The sequence below is a fragment of the Parasphingorhabdus sp. genome, assembly GCF_039977335.1.
GTDB lineage: Bacteria > Pseudomonadota > Alphaproteobacteria > Sphingomonadales > Sphingomonadaceae > Parasphingorhabdus.
The window spans coordinates 1,816,453-1,833,393 of record NZ_JBDWDI010000004.1; the positions used below are offsets into that span (position 1 = coordinate 1,816,453).

General features: G+C 53.9%; 15 protein-coding genes. 7 read left to right on the forward strand and 8 right to left on the reverse strand.

Annotated features, from left to right (window positions below):
- Positions 1-31: 31 nt before the first annotated feature.
- Positions 32-853, reverse strand: coding sequence for a hypothetical protein (locus tag ABJM21_RS16095; RefSeq protein WP_348301934.1), 822 nt, complete (start codon positions 851-853; stop codon positions 32-34).
- Positions 854-1,159: 306 nt separating this feature from the next.
- On the opposite strand from ABJM21_RS16095, the gene ABJM21_RS16100 reads away from it, so the two are divergent.
- From ABJM21_RS16100 to ABJM21_RS16130, 7 genes are all read left to right on the forward strand, one after another.
- Positions 1,160-2,116 carry an NAD(P)H-binding protein gene (locus tag ABJM21_RS16100; RefSeq protein ID WP_348301935.1) on the forward strand — a complete coding sequence of 319 codons (957 nt, stop codon included), beginning with the start codon at positions 1,160-1,162 and terminating at the stop codon, positions 2,114-2,116.
- The gene (locus tag ABJM21_RS16105; protein WP_348301936.1) at positions 2,113-2,955 is read left to right on the forward strand and encodes a sugar phosphate isomerase/epimerase; all 843 of its coding nucleotides are present in this window, start codon (positions 2,113-2,115) and stop codon (positions 2,953-2,955) included. Before ABJM21_RS16100 ends, ABJM21_RS16105 begins: the two co-directional genes overlap by 4 nt.
- Entirely contained in the window at positions 2,952-3,950 is a 999-nt protein-coding gene (locus ABJM21_RS16110) for a hypothetical protein (protein WP_348301937.1), read from the forward strand. Before ABJM21_RS16105 ends, ABJM21_RS16110 begins: the two co-directional genes overlap by 4 nt.
- A 2-nt stretch (positions 3,951-3,952) precedes the next feature.
- On the forward strand, positions 3,953-4,783 hold the full coding sequence (locus tag ABJM21_RS16115; protein ID WP_348301938.1) for a glycosyltransferase family 2 protein: 831 nt from the start codon (positions 3,953-3,955) through the stop codon (positions 4,781-4,783).
- Positions 4,784-4,785: 2 nt separating this feature from the next.
- Complete coding sequence (locus ABJM21_RS16120; protein WP_348301939.1) at positions 4,786-5,946, forward strand: FAD-dependent oxidoreductase; 1,161 nt, start codon at positions 4,786-4,788, stop codon at positions 5,944-5,946.
- Positions 5,943-6,332 carry a GtrA family protein gene (locus ABJM21_RS16125; protein WP_348301940.1) on the forward strand — a complete coding sequence of 130 codons (390 nt, stop codon included), beginning with the start codon at positions 5,943-5,945 and terminating at the stop codon, positions 6,330-6,332. The genes ABJM21_RS16120 and ABJM21_RS16125 overlap by 4 nt, the downstream gene beginning before the upstream one ends.
- A gap of 78 nt (positions 6,333-6,410) precedes the next feature.
- Entirely contained in the window at positions 6,411-7,781 is a 1,371-nt protein-coding gene (locus ABJM21_RS16130) for a hypothetical protein (RefSeq protein WP_348301941.1), read from the forward strand.
- A 16-nt stretch (positions 7,782-7,797) separates the two neighbouring features.
- On the opposite strand, the gene ABJM21_RS16135 is transcribed toward ABJM21_RS16130, so the two are convergent.
- The 7 genes from ABJM21_RS16135 to ABJM21_RS16165 all read right to left on the reverse strand — a co-directional run bounded on the left by ABJM21_RS16135 (position 7,798) and on the right by ABJM21_RS16165 (position 16,925).
- On the reverse strand, positions 7,798-8,256 hold the full coding sequence (locus ABJM21_RS16135) for a MaoC family dehydratase (RefSeq protein WP_348301942.1): 459 nt from the start codon (positions 8,254-8,256) through the stop codon (positions 7,798-7,800).
- A 25-nt stretch (positions 8,257-8,281) separates the two neighbouring features.
- Positions 8,282-9,196 (reverse strand): SDR family NAD(P)-dependent oxidoreductase, encoded by a 915-nt coding sequence (locus ABJM21_RS16140; RefSeq protein WP_348301943.1) that lies wholly within the window; start codon positions 9,194-9,196, stop codon positions 8,282-8,284.
- Positions 9,197-9,319: 123 nt separating this feature from the next.
- Positions 9,320-10,846 carry a wax ester/triacylglycerol synthase family O-acyltransferase gene (locus ABJM21_RS16145; protein WP_348301944.1) on the reverse strand — a complete coding sequence of 509 codons (1,527 nt, stop codon included), beginning with the start codon at positions 10,844-10,846 and terminating at the stop codon, positions 9,320-9,322.
- A 61-nt stretch (positions 10,847-10,907) separates the two neighbouring features.
- Positions 10,908-13,067, reverse strand: a complete 2,160-nt coding sequence (locus tag ABJM21_RS16150; RefSeq protein ID WP_348301945.1) for an HlyD family efflux transporter periplasmic adaptor subunit — start codon at positions 13,065-13,067, stop codon at positions 10,908-10,910.
- Complete coding sequence (locus ABJM21_RS16155) at positions 13,064-14,458, reverse strand: HlyD family efflux transporter periplasmic adaptor subunit (RefSeq protein ID WP_348301946.1); 1,395 nt, start codon at positions 14,456-14,458, stop codon at positions 13,064-13,066. The genes ABJM21_RS16150 and ABJM21_RS16155 overlap by 4 nt, the downstream gene beginning before the upstream one ends.
- Positions 14,439-15,413 carry an efflux RND transporter periplasmic adaptor subunit gene (locus ABJM21_RS16160; protein ID WP_348301947.1) on the reverse strand — a complete coding sequence of 325 codons (975 nt, stop codon included), beginning with the start codon at positions 15,411-15,413 and terminating at the stop codon, positions 14,439-14,441. The genes ABJM21_RS16155 and ABJM21_RS16160 overlap by 20 nt, the downstream gene beginning before the upstream one ends.
- A gap of 24 nt (positions 15,414-15,437) precedes the next feature.
- Positions 15,438-16,925 carry a TolC family protein gene (locus tag ABJM21_RS16165; protein ID WP_348301948.1) on the reverse strand — a complete coding sequence of 496 codons (1,488 nt, stop codon included), beginning with the start codon at positions 16,923-16,925 and terminating at the stop codon, positions 15,438-15,440.
- Positions 16,926-16,941: the final 16 nt, after the last annotated feature.

The window sequence follows — 16,941 nt, forward strand, 5'->3', positions numbered from 1 at the left end:
GAGCCCTTCGCAAATCAAACAGGATTTGCATTTATCCAACCACAATCATCGCCAGCGACCAGGCTGCTTTTCGGCAGCGTCGACCAGCACATGGCGCGGCTATCCGCCATTTATTCCATGCGTTTTTTATAGCATTTCTTGAGCGTTTTTCCCGCTTCTTCGGCTTGGCCAATGTCTCGGCTTCTGTTTTGCATTGCCCAAGCGGGGAGTCCGCAAATGCAGCTGCCATCGCACCATCGGAATCAAATGACGCAGACAGAACACCGTCGGGGGTGAATTCTACCGGCTGCGCGACCTGAGACAGCAGTTCCCGGCCGACGGGAAGCCTGGCGCGCTTTCCGGTAATGAAACCGGCAAAAACACCGATGGCAAGGACGCCAACGCCGGTGGCCACCGTGTTACCTTCACCTTCCTGTCGGAAACTGCCAGTGACAGGTATGCTTTGGCCGTTAAGTTCAACAGAGCGCATCGCGAATTCCAGCTTGCCGGATTTCCCAAAAGCGCCTTTGCCGGTCCGCCAGGTTATCTCGGCAGATGCGGGCGTGCCGCTTGGTATGACGACAGTGTCACCAACCCGAACATCCTCCAATACTGTCAGTCCAAAAATATCACCCGCGTCATGCGTGCTGCTGTTCACTTCTTTGGCTACTGCCAGCTTTATCGGCGTTCGGTCTTTTAGCATCAGCGGTTCCAATGCCATAGGCTCTGGGACAATCTCCTCAGCGACAGTTTCCTTTGGACCGGTTACAGCCGGATCTGCTGGAGTGGCTGTATGTAAATCTTGTTCTAGCTGCGCGTGCACAGGCGCAGTGGTCAGTGCGGCGATTGCCGCACTTGCAATAAGTCTTTTCATGATATTCCCCCTTGTAGCATCGACGACTTGTGATGCTCCCGGGAATTGCTAAGAATTTTTACATATGTGTACAACTTCTAGAAGGTCCATTTTGGAAGCTAGACTATTTCCTCTTGTTCCGGATCCCCTCACCGCACCTTCGAGGCTAGGCGTGCAACCAAGGAACATAGCAGGCATCGGCGACAGCGTCCGATAGTGTCGCCGAAAGGGTCTTGCCTTGGTTTTTCTTTGAGAAAGTTAAATGACATGTAAGCATTTGTGAGCAATAGAGTTATGGTTAATTGAAAACGGACTTTAGGGTATAAAATGCAGTCTGCTCTTATCGGCTATACGGGCTTTGTCGGAAGCAACCTTTTACGGTCGCGATCCTTTGACCGGCAATTTAACTCCACGAACATAACCGAAATTGCAGGTGACAAATTTGATGAAGTGATTTGTGCCGGAGTGCCATCGGTCATGTGGGCGGCCAACGCCGACCCTCAGGCCGATACACGCAATCTTGGAATTTTGGTGGATGCTCTGCGCAAGGCTAATATTGGGCGACTGATATTGGTCTCGACCATCGGCGTTTTTGACGATGTCTCTGCCCAATATACCGAGAGCAATGCGCAGTATGAGCAGCATAATGCCTATGGCCGCAATCGGCGGCAACTAGAGGTTGAGCTGGCATCAAGCTTTAGCGACACGCATATTATTCGTCTGCCGGCATTGTTTGGGCCGGGACTCAAAAAGAACTTCCTGTTCGATATTTTAAACCCGGAACCGTCTTTCATTAAGCCAGATAAATTTGACGTCCTCTTGGAAGCTTTTCCCGATACAGAAGCTGCGAGCCTGCAACAGGCCTATGCCTATGACGGGGATTTAGAAATGTGGGCCTATAAGCGAGCGGACTTTGCGAATAGCGATGTTTCCAAGGCTTTGATCGGCGCTTTCACACGCGAGAATTTCTTGTCGACCCAGTTCACCAACAGTGAAAGCCGCTTTCAATATTATAATCTCACCAAACTTTCCGACGATATCAATACGGCGGTTCAAAAGGACGTTGATATCCTGAATATTTGTTCGGCGCCGGTGCAAGCCAGCGAAATCCATAAATTTTTAACCGGAAAAGAATTTACCAACACTGCGCCACCCTGCGTCCGTGAGGACGTCCGGTCCAATCATGCGACGGCTTTCGGTTCCGATGGGAACTATCTCTATGAGAAGGGCGAAATCCTGGATGATTTGAAACGCTTCTACTCTTCATCGATGGGCCAGTTATGAAGCTGGCGATTTCAAATATCGCGTGGCCAGCAAACCAGTTGGAAAATGCACTTGCTATCATGCAAAGATTTGGCGCGCGTGGCCTCGAAATTGCTCCCGGTTTGGCGTTTTACCGCGACGATAATCCCTTTGTTCCAGATGATCAAAGCATAAGGGAATTTTCGCTGTTGCTGTCAAAATATGGTGTGCGCCCGGTGTCGATGCAATCATTGCTATTTGGTGTCGACGGTGCCTTGCTGTTCGGCAAAGAAGATGAGAAAAACCGCTTCAAGACGAGTTTGATGGCGGCGATCCAGCTGGCCGAGCGCGTCGAAATCCCGAATTTGGTGATGGGATCCCCGCGCAATAGGATTATTCCATCAGCTTTGGATGAAGCAACGGCAATTGCAAATGCCGTAGATGTTTTTTATGGATTAGGGGAATATGCCAAACGGGCAGGTGTCAAGATTGCCTTGGAGCCTAATCCCAAAGAATATGGGACCAATTTTTTGAACACTATGCTGCAAACCATAAACTTTGCCGAGCAAGTCGATCATCAAGCGGTCACTGTGAACTTCGATATCGGAGCCCTGCATATGACCGGCGAAATAGATGATGCAGCCCAGTTGTTCCACAAAGCAGCCAAGCGAATTTCGCACATCCACATCAGCGCGCCGAATCTCGAACCGGCACCAAAGAACGCCGAACAATTTTCCAGCGTCGCTGCCAATATTGCCGAGCAAGAATATAAGCACTGGTTCTCGATTGAAATGAGGGCGGTTGAAGGCGAGGAATTGGTTCAGGTGGAAAAGTCTCTCAAAGACTGCTCCGAAATATTGACCCGGCTGGACAGGACATGACTCAGGTCGCTCGCCGCGAAGATTTTCTGGTTTCCATTGGCCTTGTCCAAGAAGGCAGCGTCGCCGATGATCTGAAGAAACTGGAGGCGCTGTCCAGGCAGGTCGCTGATCGGTTTCATTATTCTGAAATTGTCTATGCTGTCAGTGAACGGTTTCACTCTTCGCTGAGCGAGGAGGCATCAACAATATCCAGAATTCGCAACTTGCGGATCATCATCGTCAGCAATGACATTAGCTTCTATCGGCGGCGCGTGCTGGTTGCATCAGAAGCCATCGGCGATGTCGTCGTGCTCTCGTCCTTCCGTGAGCTCGATCATATATCTGTCACAGATATCGCAGAAGAGGTGTTTGAAACCGGTGATGTCATTCTGACACGGCGATCCCGGCGGCGCATTGCCATGCCGGTTTTTCATGCGGTTTTGAGCGCGGTGTCAAAATATAAAGTAAGCTCTCGCGACATGCGAACCATTGGTGTTGCCAGAACGTCTTTGGGGAAAATACTCAACGCGCCGACCGCGACGGTCGATCTGGTCTTTGAACCGAAGCAGGGTAATGAAAATTACAAGCGCCAGAAAGTTGATTATCCGACATCGCTGCAGAGCCGATCGACTATGGCGGACCGGTTTGAACTGGTGTCCGAACTCGTCACCAACTCAGCGCCCAGAATTTTGAGGGGCTTTGCAATCTTCTCGACACTCGTCGTCTTTCTGGCGGTGGCCTATGCAATCTATGCATGTACGGTATTACTGACGGTCGACAATGTGCAAGACGGCTGGTTCTCGACCGCCATCGTACAATCCGGGTCGGTCGCCTTTATCGCCATGGCATTGGGGCTGCTTTGCCTGGGATTGGCTGGCATTTACGACCGCTTGCGCGGCTCTGACGAAGGGCTCATTCGGGACGAGATATCCAACACCAGTTTTTTTGACCAAACGACGGACCTCAATGTCGAAGTTGAAAATATGGCCCCTCTCGCCGCCGACAAAAGCGCCTAGAGATGGCATCTGAGATCCATGGACAACTAAGCGCACAAGATTGGCAGGTACCCAGTTTTGAAAAAGAGGTGCTGAAAGACAAGGCATCGAAATATGTCATCATCATTCCGGTCATCAATGAGGGTGAGCGGATCAAATCCCAATTGCGCGACATGGCGCAGCAAGGCATTTGCCGCGCCATAGATACGGTGATCGTTGATGGCGGGTCCACCGACGGTTCGCTGGCTCTGGATTTTCTAAAGGACATGGGCACGCGCGCCCTGTTGACAAAAACCGGGCCGGGCAAATTATCGGCTCAGTTGCGATGCGGATATGCGTGGGCATTGACGGAGGGCTATGACGGGATCATCACTGTCGATGGCAATGGCAAAGACGGAGTGGATGCTGTTCCCAAATTTGCCGAAGCGCTGGATAGCGGCCATGGCTATGTCCAAGCGTCGCGGTTCATTCCGGGCGGGCGAAGCGAGAATATTCCCCTGTCACGTTATCTCGCGATAAGATTCATTCACGCGCCCTTGCAAAGCCTTGCGGCAAAACACTGGTTTACCGACACCACACAAGGTTTCCGGGCCTATTCGCGGGATTATTTACTCAACCCGGGCACGCAGCCTTTTCGAGAGGTTTTCACAAAATATGAGCTGCTGGCCTATTTAACGATCCGTGCCAGTCAATTGGGATATCCGGTTACCGAGTTGCCAACCAGCCGTGTTTATCCCGCTAATGAACCCGTCCCGACCAAGATAAAAGGCTTGTCGCCGCTGCTCGAACTTCTGTCCGTTTTGTTCAAGGCTCTATTCGGTGTCTATCACCCCAAATCGGGGCAAACTGAATAATCATGACACAGGCAAAAGAACAAGCCGACTATGATGCGATAGTGATCGGCGGCGGTTTTTATGGCTGCTGCCTTGCGCTGTTTCTTGCGAGCAAAAGCGACCGTGTTGCGCTGATCGAAGCAGGTTCCGATATCATGGGCCGCGCTTCACGGGTCAATCAGGCCCGTGTCCACACAGGCTTTCACTACCCGCGAAGTTTTGTCACGGCGTTGCGGTCCAAAGCTCTGCAATCGCGCTTCGCCAAAGACTTCCCCGACGCAATCATCGATGATTTTTCGATGATCTATGCCATCGCCCGCAGACGGTCGAAAGTATCAGCACGGCGTTTCCACCGGATGTATTCCGATATGAATGCGCCCATATCGGTCGTCAAACCGCAACAAGAAGCGTTGTTTAACAACGAGCTGGTCGAGCAGGCTTTTCTATGTCAGGAATTCGCCTTTGACTGGACCAAGTTAAGGGACCAACTGCGCGCGCGCTTGGATGAAGCGGGTATCGATATCCTGCTAGACGAGCGCGTCGAAAATGTAAGCTCACAGGAATCGGGCGTTAGGATACATCTGGCTGGAGAACGGTCTTTCCTGGCGAGCAATGCGTTCAATGTAACCTACGCCAATATCAACAATCTATTGATCAACAGCGGCCTGGCCCCGATAGAATTAAGATATGAATTGGCGGAATTGGCTCTGGTAACCCCGCCAGATGAGTTTGCCGATCTGGCGGTGACAATAATGGACGGCCCATTCTGGTCCTGCATGCCCTATCCATCTGAAAAGCTGCACTCGCTCACCCATGTCCGTTATACGCCGCATCATAGCTGGACCGATAGCGAGAGCGGGACATCTCCAGACGTTCATTTACGCGATATGCCCAAAGATAGCAGATGGCGGCATATGATTAACGACGCGCAGCGATATATGCCTTGCTTTGAACAGGCGCGATATGAAAAATCGCTGTTCGACATTAAAGCGGTTTTGGTCAAAAATGAGCGGGACGACGGTCGCCCGATCTTGTTCCACCGGCACAGTGATGCTCCGGATCTTATTTCGATCATGGGCGCAAAGATCGACAATATTTACGACTTTTTCGAAATGCTTCCACAAATTGATCCCAAGTGGGAAGGCGCGAATTTGAGCCGTCTGTTCCCGCAAAATCCATCATGAGCGGGAATGGTAATTTTCGATATGTGGCTGCCGTCATCATCGGACTCGTCGTTGATCTATCCATAGCTTTGGTGTTGCGATCTCAGTTTCAGTTGTCTCTTGAAATTTCCGCCGTGCTTGGTTTTTTGGTCGCGATTGGTTGCAACTATCTGCTTTTTGAATTTTGGGTTTTCAAAACACCTGGTGCTTCATTCTCTTTGGAGCGCATGGCCAAGACCTATGGCAGCGCCTTGGGCGCATTGGTCCTGCGGGTTGCGATCATCTATGTTTCCGGCTTTTGGATAGCGGACGGGATGCTTCCTGATCTGCTGCGTCTCGCTGTCGCAATTGCCGCATCTTTCGTGTTAAACTTTGCCTTGTTGAAGCTGGTGTTCCGGCCTAAATGATACTGCGTTTCGCATTGCATTGGGGGTAATTGCTTTGTTCTTTGCGGCCAGATTTCTAAACCGACCTGCGTATCAGCAATGAACGACACACCCTTCCCTTTACCAGAAAAAGCGAAGCGAGATCGCCGCGCCATTCTGGCCGCATTTGCCGGATTTGTATTTTTGGCAATATTGTCCTGGTTCGGCTTTTACCCGGGCACCATGTCGCCGGATAGCTATGAACAATATGAGCAAGCAAAGAGCTTTCGCTTTGACGAGCATCATCCGCCAGCCATGGCCGCGCTTTGGAACTTCCTGCTTCCGCTGAAAAATGGACCACAGCCGATGCTCCTCTTGCAGGTTGGGTTATATTTCACTTGCTGGTTTCTGCTCTTCAAGAAATTCTGGTCCGACGGTCAGCACAGATTGGCAGTTGCGGTCGGGCTATGCTCCCTTGCACCATTCTGCCTGAATTTCGTCGGTGTGATCTGGAAGGATGTGCACAATGCACTTCCATGGTTTTTCGTATCGATCATCGCGATATTTTTTCCGCCGAAAAGACGGCTGTCTAGCGCGCTACTCTTGGTTGCGCTGTGGTACGGATGGATGGTTCGCGGCAACGCAATTCTGGCAGTGCTTCCGCTTATCTTTCTGGTTCTCCACCGAAAAGAGCGAAAGCTGATCACGACAGGCGGCATGGTAGCGATTGTCTTTGCCCTGTTCTTTGTCGGCAAGACGATCGTGCATGATGTGATATTGAAGCCCAGCCACTCCGATCCCTATTCCCGAGCGATGGTCCACGATCTGGCCGGAATCGCACATTATGGCGGTGAGCCCATATTACCGCCCACTCTGGTCTCGGATAATCCTGATCTGAAACGTCAGCTATCGCATTATGAGGCGGGTGACATTAAGTCGATCCTGTTCGAAAATCCCGACGGGAATATTGTCCTGCAAAAATCGGACCCCGTTGCAATGGTGGACCTGCGCTCTGCGTGGCTCGCATCCGTGACGGGCAATCCGTTGGCTTATGCCCAACATCGGTTAGCCTTTTCGCTGGACTTCATCCACCTATTCAGAGGACGCGGCTATTATCTGCGCGAAATACATTTTTCCAAACCAGCAAAAGAAGCTGGTGTCCCCACTGCCTATCCGACGCCGTCCAGAATCATACAAGCGTGGCCCTTGTTCTGGGAAAGGTGGCCGTTCATGCAGGGATGGTTTTGGGTAATGGGGTTGCTGGGCTTGGGCTTTTTAGGTTTTAGACTGCGTGCGGTCCCTGACGGACAAAAAATACTGGCCTTATCATCCTCTGGTATCCTGTACCTCGGACCGCATTTTGTCTTCGGTCAAGCCGCCGATTTTCGATATTTTTATTGGGCCATATTTTGTGTAATTCTGGGAGCCATCATCCTGCTCGCGAGACGCTCACGAAAAAGGGCCCCGGAAACAATCCAGAGCCCTTCGTAAAATAAAAATCTTTGGTTTAACCAACCACAATCATCGCCAGTGAACGGGCTATGAGCGCCGGTGTTTCGATGCCGTCAATTTCCACCGTGACATCATAGGTCATCAACCAGCGGCCGGGTTGTTTTTCCACCGCATCGACCAGCACATGGCGCGCGCGGACTTTTGATCCGGCACGGACCGGGTTGAGGAAGCGGACTTTGTCATAGCCATAGTTGATCCCCATCACCGCGCCTTCGAGGCCGAGCGTGCAGCCATAGGACATGGCTGGCATCAAGGACAGCGTCAGCAGGCCGTGGGCGATAGTGCCGCCAAAGGGGGTGTTCTTGGCTTTTTCCTCATCAATATGGATATACTGGTGATCCTCGGTGCAGTCGGCAAATTTGTTGATCCGGTCCTGACTGGCTTCAAACCATTCGGACACGCCTACTTCTTTGCCTTTCCAGCTGTCGAGTTCACTTGCGTTAATTACTGGCATTTTATTTCTCCTATTTGGGGGTCTTTTAGCCCTTCATCACTTCCTGCATCCGGCGGAAAAATTTACCGCCCTGTCCGCCACCATTGGCATATTCCTGCATCCCGGTTTCATCGAGAATCTCGTCGATATTTGCAGCAATCGCTTCGGCGCTGCGATCAGCTTCTGGCAACCAGATGCCTTCTGTTTCGAGAATTTTCGCCGCTGCATAACCGCCAGCACCAGCCGTCAGGATGGTTTTCGATGGCGCGCCATCGCTGCACAGATACACCACGGCAGGGGTTACCGCTTCGGGCACCAACGCTTTCAACGCTTCTTCCGGCATGATGTCTTCGGTCATGCGGGTGGCCGCGACCGGAGAGATACAGTTGGTGTGAATGCCTTTGCCTGCGCCTTCCTGATGCAGGCTGTTCATCATGCCCACCAGTGCCAGTTTCGCGGCGCCATAATTGACCTGACCAAAATTGCCGTACAGTCCGGTTGACGATGTCGTCATAACGATGCGGCCATATTGGCGTTCGCGCATGTGATCCCACAGCGCCTTGGTGCAATTAGCACTGCCGGTCAGGTGGACGTCCATGACAAACTGAAAATCTTCCATCGACATTTTGTGAAAGCTCTTGTCGCGTAGCACGCCAGCATTGTTGACCAAGATATCGACATGGCCCCATTTTGCGATCGCATCGGCAACCATTTTTTCAACCGCTGGCATGTCGGTCACGCTGCAACCCGCTGCCATTGCTTCGCCGCCTTCGGCTTCGATTTCTGCAACAACGCCTTCTGCCACGGTTGCTGATCCACCTGTACCATCACGCGCGCCGCCAAAATCATTGACCACAACTTTTACGCCGCGGCGGGCCAGTTCCATCGCATGCTGCTTGCCAAGCCCGGCACCGGCACCGGTGACAATGGCTACGCGGTCATTAAATTCTACTGTGCTCATGGGGTTTTCGCCTCTCGCTTGTTCATGTTGGATTTCATTGCGCCGATGGATGGGCAATCAAATCCAGCGAGTCAAGCTGCGGCAATGACTAGGGGCGGCGATAAACGCGCCCTGAAAAGCGGTTTACTTCTTGCGACCCTTGCCTGCCGTAGCGGCACGTGTGGTCAGGCGCTTTTTCGGTTTTTTTGCCGCAGCCTTTTTCGGCTTTGCTTTTTTGGCTGCTGCTGCACTCGCTTTCTTTGCCGCTGCCAGCAGCGCCTTGAAGCTTTTCTCGGCGAAATCGACATATGCTGCCGGATCTGGCAGCATCTCCCGGTCTGCTGTAATCGTCAGCATAACCTCTCCATGATAGCTGGTGACGATATGGAACACGCCCATGCCATCGGTCGGCAGGCCCATGCCAAAGCTGCGCTTTAGCTCGGCCCCGGTAAAATACATCGATACGGGCGGCCCCGGTACGTTGGTCACAACCGTATTCATCTGCGGCGCCACCGTCTGACCCAGGCCCATGCGCGCGGCAAGTTTTGTAGCCGCTGCGGTGAGACCAGCAGGCATTGCGCCGCTTAATTCCATCAAGGTCCGCGCACCAACGGCTTCGACCATATGTTTGGACCGGTTTGTTTCCTTGGCAACAAACTCCAGCCGTTTTGCCGAGTCCGCAATATGTGTACCGAGGCCGACCGTCATCATCGATACCTGATTGCCGCCAGCGGCTTCACCATTGTCATTGCGCACCGAAATCGGCGCACCGGCTTTTAGTGTGATATCGGGCAGCTCGCCTTTGCTTTCCAGATAGGCGCGCATCGTTCCGCCGACCACGGTTAGCATGACGTCATTCACAGTCACACCAGGGAATGCGGTGCGGATGGTCTTGATATCGCTAAGCGGGAAAATCTTGCCGTCAAACACGCGGTGCGGCGTCAGCCTTTCGCCAAAGCGCGTCTTGGGAATACCGGTCGCCGCATCTTTTTGCTGCTTATTGTCTTTGGCGAAATCAAACATCCGCTTCGGCACCGGCAACAGCTTACCCAGCGTCTGCAGACCGCGCACCGGGTTGGCAATATTATTCACCTGTGCCCGCATCAACAGGCCGAGATCATTGGGCTTTGGTTCTGATCGCCATTGTTTATCCCATTTCCGCAGCTTCATTTTGGCATCGAGATCATGCAGCGCCAGAGTCATTTGAAGTCCAGATTGCCCGTCCATCGCCGCATGATGGAATTTATGTAGGACCGCAAAACTGCCTTTGGGAATGCCGTCGACATTCTCAAGGCCTTCGATAACAGTAAACTCCCATAACGGGCGATTCATGTCTAAAGGCCGCGCATAAATCCGCGCCGCTTGTATGCAAAGCTGCCGCCAGTCGCCGGGTTGCGGCAAGGCAATATGACGGACATGATATTCGAGATCGAAATTCTCGTCCTCTATCCAGTAGGGATGATCGAGGTCCAGCGGCACCCGCACCAGTTTCTGACGGAATATCCGCGCGCCATCCAAGCGGCCTTCGATGTAATGCAATATGTCTTTGAACCCGACCTTACCGCCGGGCGCGGTGGATGGATCATAGATAAGCAGCTGGCCAATATGCATCGGCGTATTGCGTGTTTCCGTATAGGCAAACATCGCATCGAGCGCGCCTAATTGTTCCATGACCGTCCCCCTCGTGATTCTTGTTGGAGGGAGCATAAATCAGATTGGTTAAAGAAGCGAATCAGTTGCTTAAAGAGGCTTCGCTTCTGAACAAGCGTGTCACTTTATCCAGCAGTCCGCCGACAACCGACCGGCCCGTCGCCGCAATCTCGACACTCCCGGGGGTTAGCTGCAACGCGGCACCATCCTTGTAGGCCTTTTTGGAAGCGATCAGGCGCACGCGGTAAAGCGCCGTGCGGGGCCGCAAGATATTCTCGTCCTTATCCGATGCTATCGGCCCACCATTGACCGACGCCAATATCGGTTGATCAATTCTTTCGACCGCATTGGTTGATTTCTCGATCAGCTTGGCTGCCAGCGACGCCTGCACCGGATCATCCGGAATGAAGCGGCCGCGCGCGTCTTTGGATATCCGCCAGATATCATCTTCACTGACATAGGCCTGAATATCATAGTCATCGGAGGTGACGACATAGGCAATGGCCTCCGCCCCGCCCAGCCAGCGGCCCATATGGATGTCGGGCGACAGGTCCGTCACGATACCGGCAATGGGTGCGCGCAGGATCAGGCGTTCGCTGCGCAGTTCGAGACCGGCAAGCTGGTCCTGCTCTTGCTTTAGTTCGCGTTCGAGCACCATGCGGTTAGACAGGTCAATATCATCCGCCGCGCCGCGACCAAATTGCAGTTGCAGGTTGGCGATTTTCACCTTGGTGGCCGCAACAGACTGTTCCAGCTCAGGCGCAGACAGTTGGATCAACGGTGTTCCCGCTTTCACTCTTTCCCCATTTTCGACGAATATCTTTTCGATCTTGCCCGGATCACCGGCGACAATCGGGGATGCGCCAATAGGGGTCAACACGGCCGGCGCGCTGATATGCCGGTCCAGCGGCAAGAGACAGAGTAAAAGCGTTATGCCGCTGCCGATCAATAATAGCCGCGTCCGTGATGTGGCCAATATCCGGTCCTTCATACTCGCCCAGACCATGAATTCAGCCATGACCGGCCGGGCGATGAAGACTGCGATCTCGACGACAAACAGGATCACGCCAAGCAGTTTGAAGAAGAGCGTATAGACCAGCAGCGCGATACCGATGAACAGGAATAATCGGTAAATCCACGTCATCCAAGCATAGACGATCATCCCGCGGCGCAGCCGGTCCGGCACCTGTTCAGGCGCTTGGTCGCCCAAAGCGAACAGTATCTCACGCAACCGCCAGCGGCCCAAAGCAAAGGCGCGCGGTTGCAGGTTGGGAACGCCGAGCCAATCGGACAAAACATAATAGCCGTCAAAGCGCATGAATGGGTTGAGGTTGATCGCCAGGCTCATCACCCAGCTGGTGGTGGCGAGAATGAAGGCAACACTGCGCAGCATGCCGTCGGGAAGCAAAACCCAAGCCATGGTCGCAAGGCCGGCAATCATCAACTCCACCGTTACCCCGGCGCAGTCGATCATCAACCGCTGTTTGCGCGAGGTTAGACGCCACGCGCTGGATGTGTCGGTGTAGAGGACAGGCATCATCACCAGAAAACTGACCCCCATGCTGGGTATGCGGCAACCGAAGCGGGTGGCGGTGTAAGCGTGGCCAAGCTCATGCAATATCTTGATCGCGAACAGACCAAGACCATAGGCGATCAGACCTTGCCAGCTAAAAAAATAGAGGAAGGATGCGAGAAAGCTATCCCATTGGCGTGCGACGAGAAACAGACCGGTCAGCGCCAGCAAAGCGAAGAAGGTCAAGGCCGGATAGGACCAGAGCGGCGCAACTTTGTCGATGGTCCGTTCGAGGAAAGCCGCCGGCTTCACGATGGGGATGCGGATGAAGAGATAATTATCCAACATCCATTTCCACCACGCTTTTTTGGCCGTTTTTCGCTGTTCCGTGAAGCTGGCAACCGTGTCACCCATAGGCGTAACGGTAAGGCTGTTGGTCAGGGAAAAGTCGACCACCTGCCCAAAGGCATTGTTGATTTCTTCCTCGTCCAATCCTTCCGCGGCCAGATCCTCGCTGACCTTGGCCAAGTCGCCGGATGCCCAGCGCGAAAGGATGCGATATTCGGTCCTGCCGAGTTGAAAGAATAAGTGCCGCACGGGGTCGAACAACGTCCAGCTGGGCGCGCCGGTGACAAGCGCAGCGCCCGGTTCGATCCGCAATTCTTGCCGGAGCGGCGGCAGTAGCGGCCGTTCCGGTTCGACAGGCGCATTTGATACGGGAGCGGTCATAGCCCGATTGTTTGTCTAAAGCTCGCTATCGGACGCCTGAGCAACGAATAGATGAGCGGCACCCACTGGCCATAAAGCTTGGCCGTTCCGCGTGAGCCGATGCGCGGATTACCGGAGGTTGGTTTGGCGGTGACTGCGAAGGCTAATATGCCTTCCGGTGTCTGCCGCGCCTGATAGCTGGCATGCTCGACCTTGCCCTCGACTGCCCAAAGCGGCTGTGCGTCAAGCCAGACTTTCACGCGCGATCCATTTTCCAGTGCCATTTGTTCGGCCGTGGGAAGATCAATGCGCAGCGCGATTTGGCCGGGGTCGGCGACCTGCAATATCGGATCGCCGACATTGACCGCGCGCCCTTCCCAATCCCTGCGGTCGCTATAAATTGCCATGCCAGCGCGCGGCGCCTTTATCTGCGACATGCCCATGACATCATTGGCAAAATTATAGTCCGCCTGCGCCAGTTCATATTCCGCACGCAGGGTCGCGATCTCGCGGGTTTCATCATCCTCGCCAAAAGCAGAGCTGGTCGAGCGGTCCACCTTTGCCTTTGCCACAGCCAGTTTTTCCTGCGCCAGCTTGAGTTCGTTGGACAGCTTCACATCATCAAAAGATACCAGCAGCGCACCTTCTTCAACCGCTGCATTGGGCGTGACATGGATGCGGGAAATGACACCGGAAAAAGGGGCCGCGACCATGAACGGACGCGCCGCGACGACTTCCACGGGCGCGAGAGCGGTCATCCGTACCGGGAACAACGCAACTACCAGCAGAGCGACCATCACACCGATTTTCTCTTTGCGGCCAAAGCGACCAATGCGTTTGACCGGCTTGTCTCCAGTCAGCGCCCGCCAGCTATGCGAAACGGTTTCGGAAAGCCGCGTCAGCCGATAGCCCTCGCCTTCGCGAAACGGCGTCTCGCGCATCACCAACAGCCCGCCAAATAGCTTTTCCTCGCTGTCGAGCAACGGCTGCCAGCGGCATTCGCCATAGGGATATTCGGCCAGTGCCGGATCCGCGCTCATCGCATCCAGAGTGAAATCATGGGGCCGGTCCAGACCATCATCTTTCGCCAGTTTCGCAATCAGCTTTTCCATAGCCTGGATCAGCGGCGCGTTGCGGTCCACCGACGATATGCTGGACGCGCAGACGATATGATAGTCATCGCCTATGCGCGGCTGGCGCGCGATGAACATCTGCTCATAGGGCAGGATGCGACGCATCTCATTGGCGACATGATAGTGGAGTTCAGCTACCCCCGGCTGGCGGCGTACCTCCGCTTCAAACTGCAGCAAGCTGGCCAGCATATTGGCATCACCGGATATCGGTGCTGCCCCCGAGGCTACAGGTAATATCGCAATAGGTGCAGGGTCGGAATCAGGAGGGCTGGCGGCCATCGGCTTTTGCTGCTTCTGATTTGGCTGGGGCATCGGACGATGCTTTTTCCGCCGCGCTCTGCGCCGGTTTTTCCGACGGCTTCACAAACACCCCGGTACCGCTCATCCCCGGCAGAACCAGACTTTCGGTTTTATCGACATTGCCGGTGACGCGAATAGTCTTGCTCACCGGATCAACCGACGCACCCAACCGGGTAATCTGGCCGGTCACATCAGCACCTGTTTCGTCAATCGTGAAGGTGAAGTCTACGCCGGGACGCATCCATGTCAGCCAGTTACTCGGCACGATCAATTCGACCTCAAGATCACCGCCGCTCTGGATCGTCAGCAATGGCTGGCCACTGGCCGCAATCTCACCACGACCCGCAATTTCCTCCACAACCGTGCCGGAAAATGGCGCATAGACAGCGCAATCCGTCAGGTTCGCCTTGATCGCACTGGCTTCAGCATTGGCCTTACCCAGATTGGCTTTTGCAACGGCGACCTCATTCTTGCCAATGGCTTCATATTGGTCGAGTTCGACATTGGTTTTATAGGTGACATTATAGGCATTGGCCGCCGCTTGCGCGGCTTTCAGTTCTGCACGGATCGCCGAACAATCAAATTGCGCGAGCAATGCGCCTTTTCGGAAACTGCGTCCTTTGCCAAAGGGCATCGACGTGATCCGGGCGGTCATCCGGGATGCTATGGTCGATTCTTGCTTGGGTTTGATTACCCCGCGCACATCCGGATCAGGCTTGGGTGCAGGTTTTTGGGCCTCAGCCTCAGCGGTTTCCGCGGACTGTTCTTCCGTGGCATTTTGTGCCGCTTCATTGCTCGACCAATTGGGGCCATCACCGCCACTGGCAACGCCCACGCCGATTGCTGCGGCCAGCGCTATGCCGCCGCCCCAGAGCCATGGAGCCTTTGATTTTTCCCCGGTATCCGAGGCTTCGTCCTCGGGTGCTTCGCTCATAAAATGTGCTTTCTGGTTCTTCGGTTATTGGTCCAGCTTCATCGCGGCTTCGCGTTCCTGCCAAAGCGTGGTGAGAGAGCTGGTCAATGTGCTGACGTCCTCGCGGCCTGTCAGATCCGGCGCGAAATCATCAATGCCCATGGAAGCAAACAGGTTCGCATAGGCATTTTGCGCCTCAGCATAAGCTATATCATATTTCACCTCTGCAACCAGCGTGTTCATTTCCTCGCGCAACAAGGTTTGCTGGCTCATTGCACCGGCCTTGTGGCCTGCGCGGATTTGATAGAGGATCTTGTCCTGCACCCGGTGCTGATGTTCAGCGGTCTGCAGCTCTTCCTGCAAATGACCAAAGCGCGCGCGCGACACGTGAACCTGTGTCATCACCGCCATGGTCAGCGCGAGTTCGCGTTGCCGCAACAATTCATCCTGCGCACGAACCGCCTTTTTCTTAGGGCCAAGCTTGAACAGGTTGAGCACATTCCAGCTCGCCTGCGCGCCATATTGGAACCAGTTATTGTTGAACAGGAAGTCATTGGAATCAACATTCACGCCCAATATGCCGCGGAAACTCGGCAAAGCGGAAAGCAGCGCGGCATCCAGTTCCTTGCTGTTAATCCGCTGACGATAGCTGACTTCACGCAGCTCTGCGCGATTTTTCAGCGCGGTCATCATCATGTCCTCGCCGGAATATTTGACCGCTGGCAAATTGTCTGTCCGGTCTGGCAAGACCAGCGAGAAATTGGTGCCGGGGCGCAGGTTCATCAGCGCCGCGAGCTGCGCCTTGGCAACTACCAGTTCGCGCTGCAATTTGCGGATTTCGGCCTGAATCTGGACCAGTTCGCGTTGATAGGTGAGCGCGGTCAGCGGCGCGGACAAGCGCCGTTCGGCGAGCCGTTCGCTATTGTCGAGCGTGGTGCTGACATTGCCTTCCAGCTCCTTGAGCTTGGTCAGCAGGCGTTCGGCACTAACGGCACGCCAATAAGAGGTGCGGACATCTTCGATGATCCGGTTGGCAACCTTGCGACGGCGTTCCTGAGAGATCAGAAACTCGTCCGCCTTTTGCTGGGAGCGGACATAGGACAAACCAAAGTCGAGCACATCCCAGCTGAGCGACAGGTCGCCGGTGAAAATATCCCGTTCGGATGAGGTTGATGGTTCGAGTGACTGACGCCGGGTGATCAGAGACAGCGAACTTGCACCGGAGAAATTATTCCGCCCGGCATAGCCAGCATTGGCAACCAATTGCGGCAGCATATCGTAACGCGACAGGTTAAGTTCCCGGTTCTTGAGCGCTTCTTCCATCAGCTCGACTTTATAATCGAGATTATATTTGAGCGCCCGTGCCATGGCTTCATAAAGGTTGATCGGAGCCGTTACGGGCTCCTGATCAGCATCCACAGCAACAATATTTTCGCGGGCTGTGGTGTCAATTTGCGATGGCGTCAGCGGTTTGGGATTGACCGCACAGCCAGCCAATAAGGCCAGTGCCGAAATACTCAGAGTTTGTTTCATGTACATATTCTGCTTC

Excerpts from the sequence above, each read along its gene's own strand:
- ABJM21_RS16120 (WP_348301939.1), top strand. The coding sequence starts at position 4,786 with ATGACACAGGCAAAAGAACAAGCCGACTATGATGCGATAGTGATCGGC.
- ABJM21_RS16150 (WP_348301945.1), bottom strand. The coding sequence starts at position 13,067 with ATGACCGCTCCCGTATCAAATGCGCCTGTCGAACCGGAACGGCCGCTA.
- ABJM21_RS16115 (WP_348301938.1), top strand. The coding sequence starts at position 3,953 with ATGGCATCTGAGATCCATGGACAACTAAGCGCACAAGATTGGCAGGTA.
- ABJM21_RS16135 (WP_348301942.1), bottom strand. The coding sequence starts at position 8,256 with ATGCCAGTAATTAACGCAAGTGAACTCGACAGCTGGAAAGGCAAAGAA.
- ABJM21_RS16140 (WP_348301943.1), bottom strand. The coding sequence starts at position 9,196 with ATGAGCACAGTAGAATTTAATGACCGCGTAGCCATTGTCACCGGTGCC.
- ABJM21_RS16155 (WP_348301946.1), bottom strand. The coding sequence starts at position 14,458 with ATGGCCGCCAGCCCTCCTGATTCCGACCCTGCACCTATTGCGATATTA.
- ABJM21_RS16095 (WP_348301934.1), bottom strand. The coding sequence starts at position 853 with ATGAAAAGACTTATTGCAAGTGCGGCAATCGCCGCACTGACCACTGCG.
- ABJM21_RS16125 (WP_348301940.1), top strand. The coding sequence starts at position 5,943 with ATGAGCGGGAATGGTAATTTTCGATATGTGGCTGCCGTCATCATCGGA.
- ABJM21_RS16165 (WP_348301948.1), bottom strand. The coding sequence starts at position 16,925 with ATGAAACAAACTCTGAGTATTTCGGCACTGGCCTTATTGGCTGGCTGT.
- ABJM21_RS16105 (WP_348301936.1), top strand. The coding sequence starts at position 2,113 with ATGAAGCTGGCGATTTCAAATATCGCGTGGCCAGCAAACCAGTTGGAA.
- ABJM21_RS16110 (WP_348301937.1), top strand. The coding sequence starts at position 2,952 with ATGACTCAGGTCGCTCGCCGCGAAGATTTTCTGGTTTCCATTGGCCTT.
- ABJM21_RS16100 (WP_348301935.1), top strand. The coding sequence starts at position 1,160 with ATGCAGTCTGCTCTTATCGGCTATACGGGCTTTGTCGGAAGCAACCTT.
- ABJM21_RS16145 (WP_348301944.1), bottom strand. The coding sequence starts at position 10,846 with ATGGAACAATTAGGCGCGCTCGATGCGATGTTTGCCTATACGGAAACA.
- ABJM21_RS16130 (WP_348301941.1), top strand. The coding sequence starts at position 6,411 with ATGAACGACACACCCTTCCCTTTACCAGAAAAAGCGAAGCGAGATCGC.
- ABJM21_RS16160 (WP_348301947.1), bottom strand. The coding sequence starts at position 15,413 with ATGAGCGAAGCACCCGAGGACGAAGCCTCGGATACCGGGGAAAAATCA.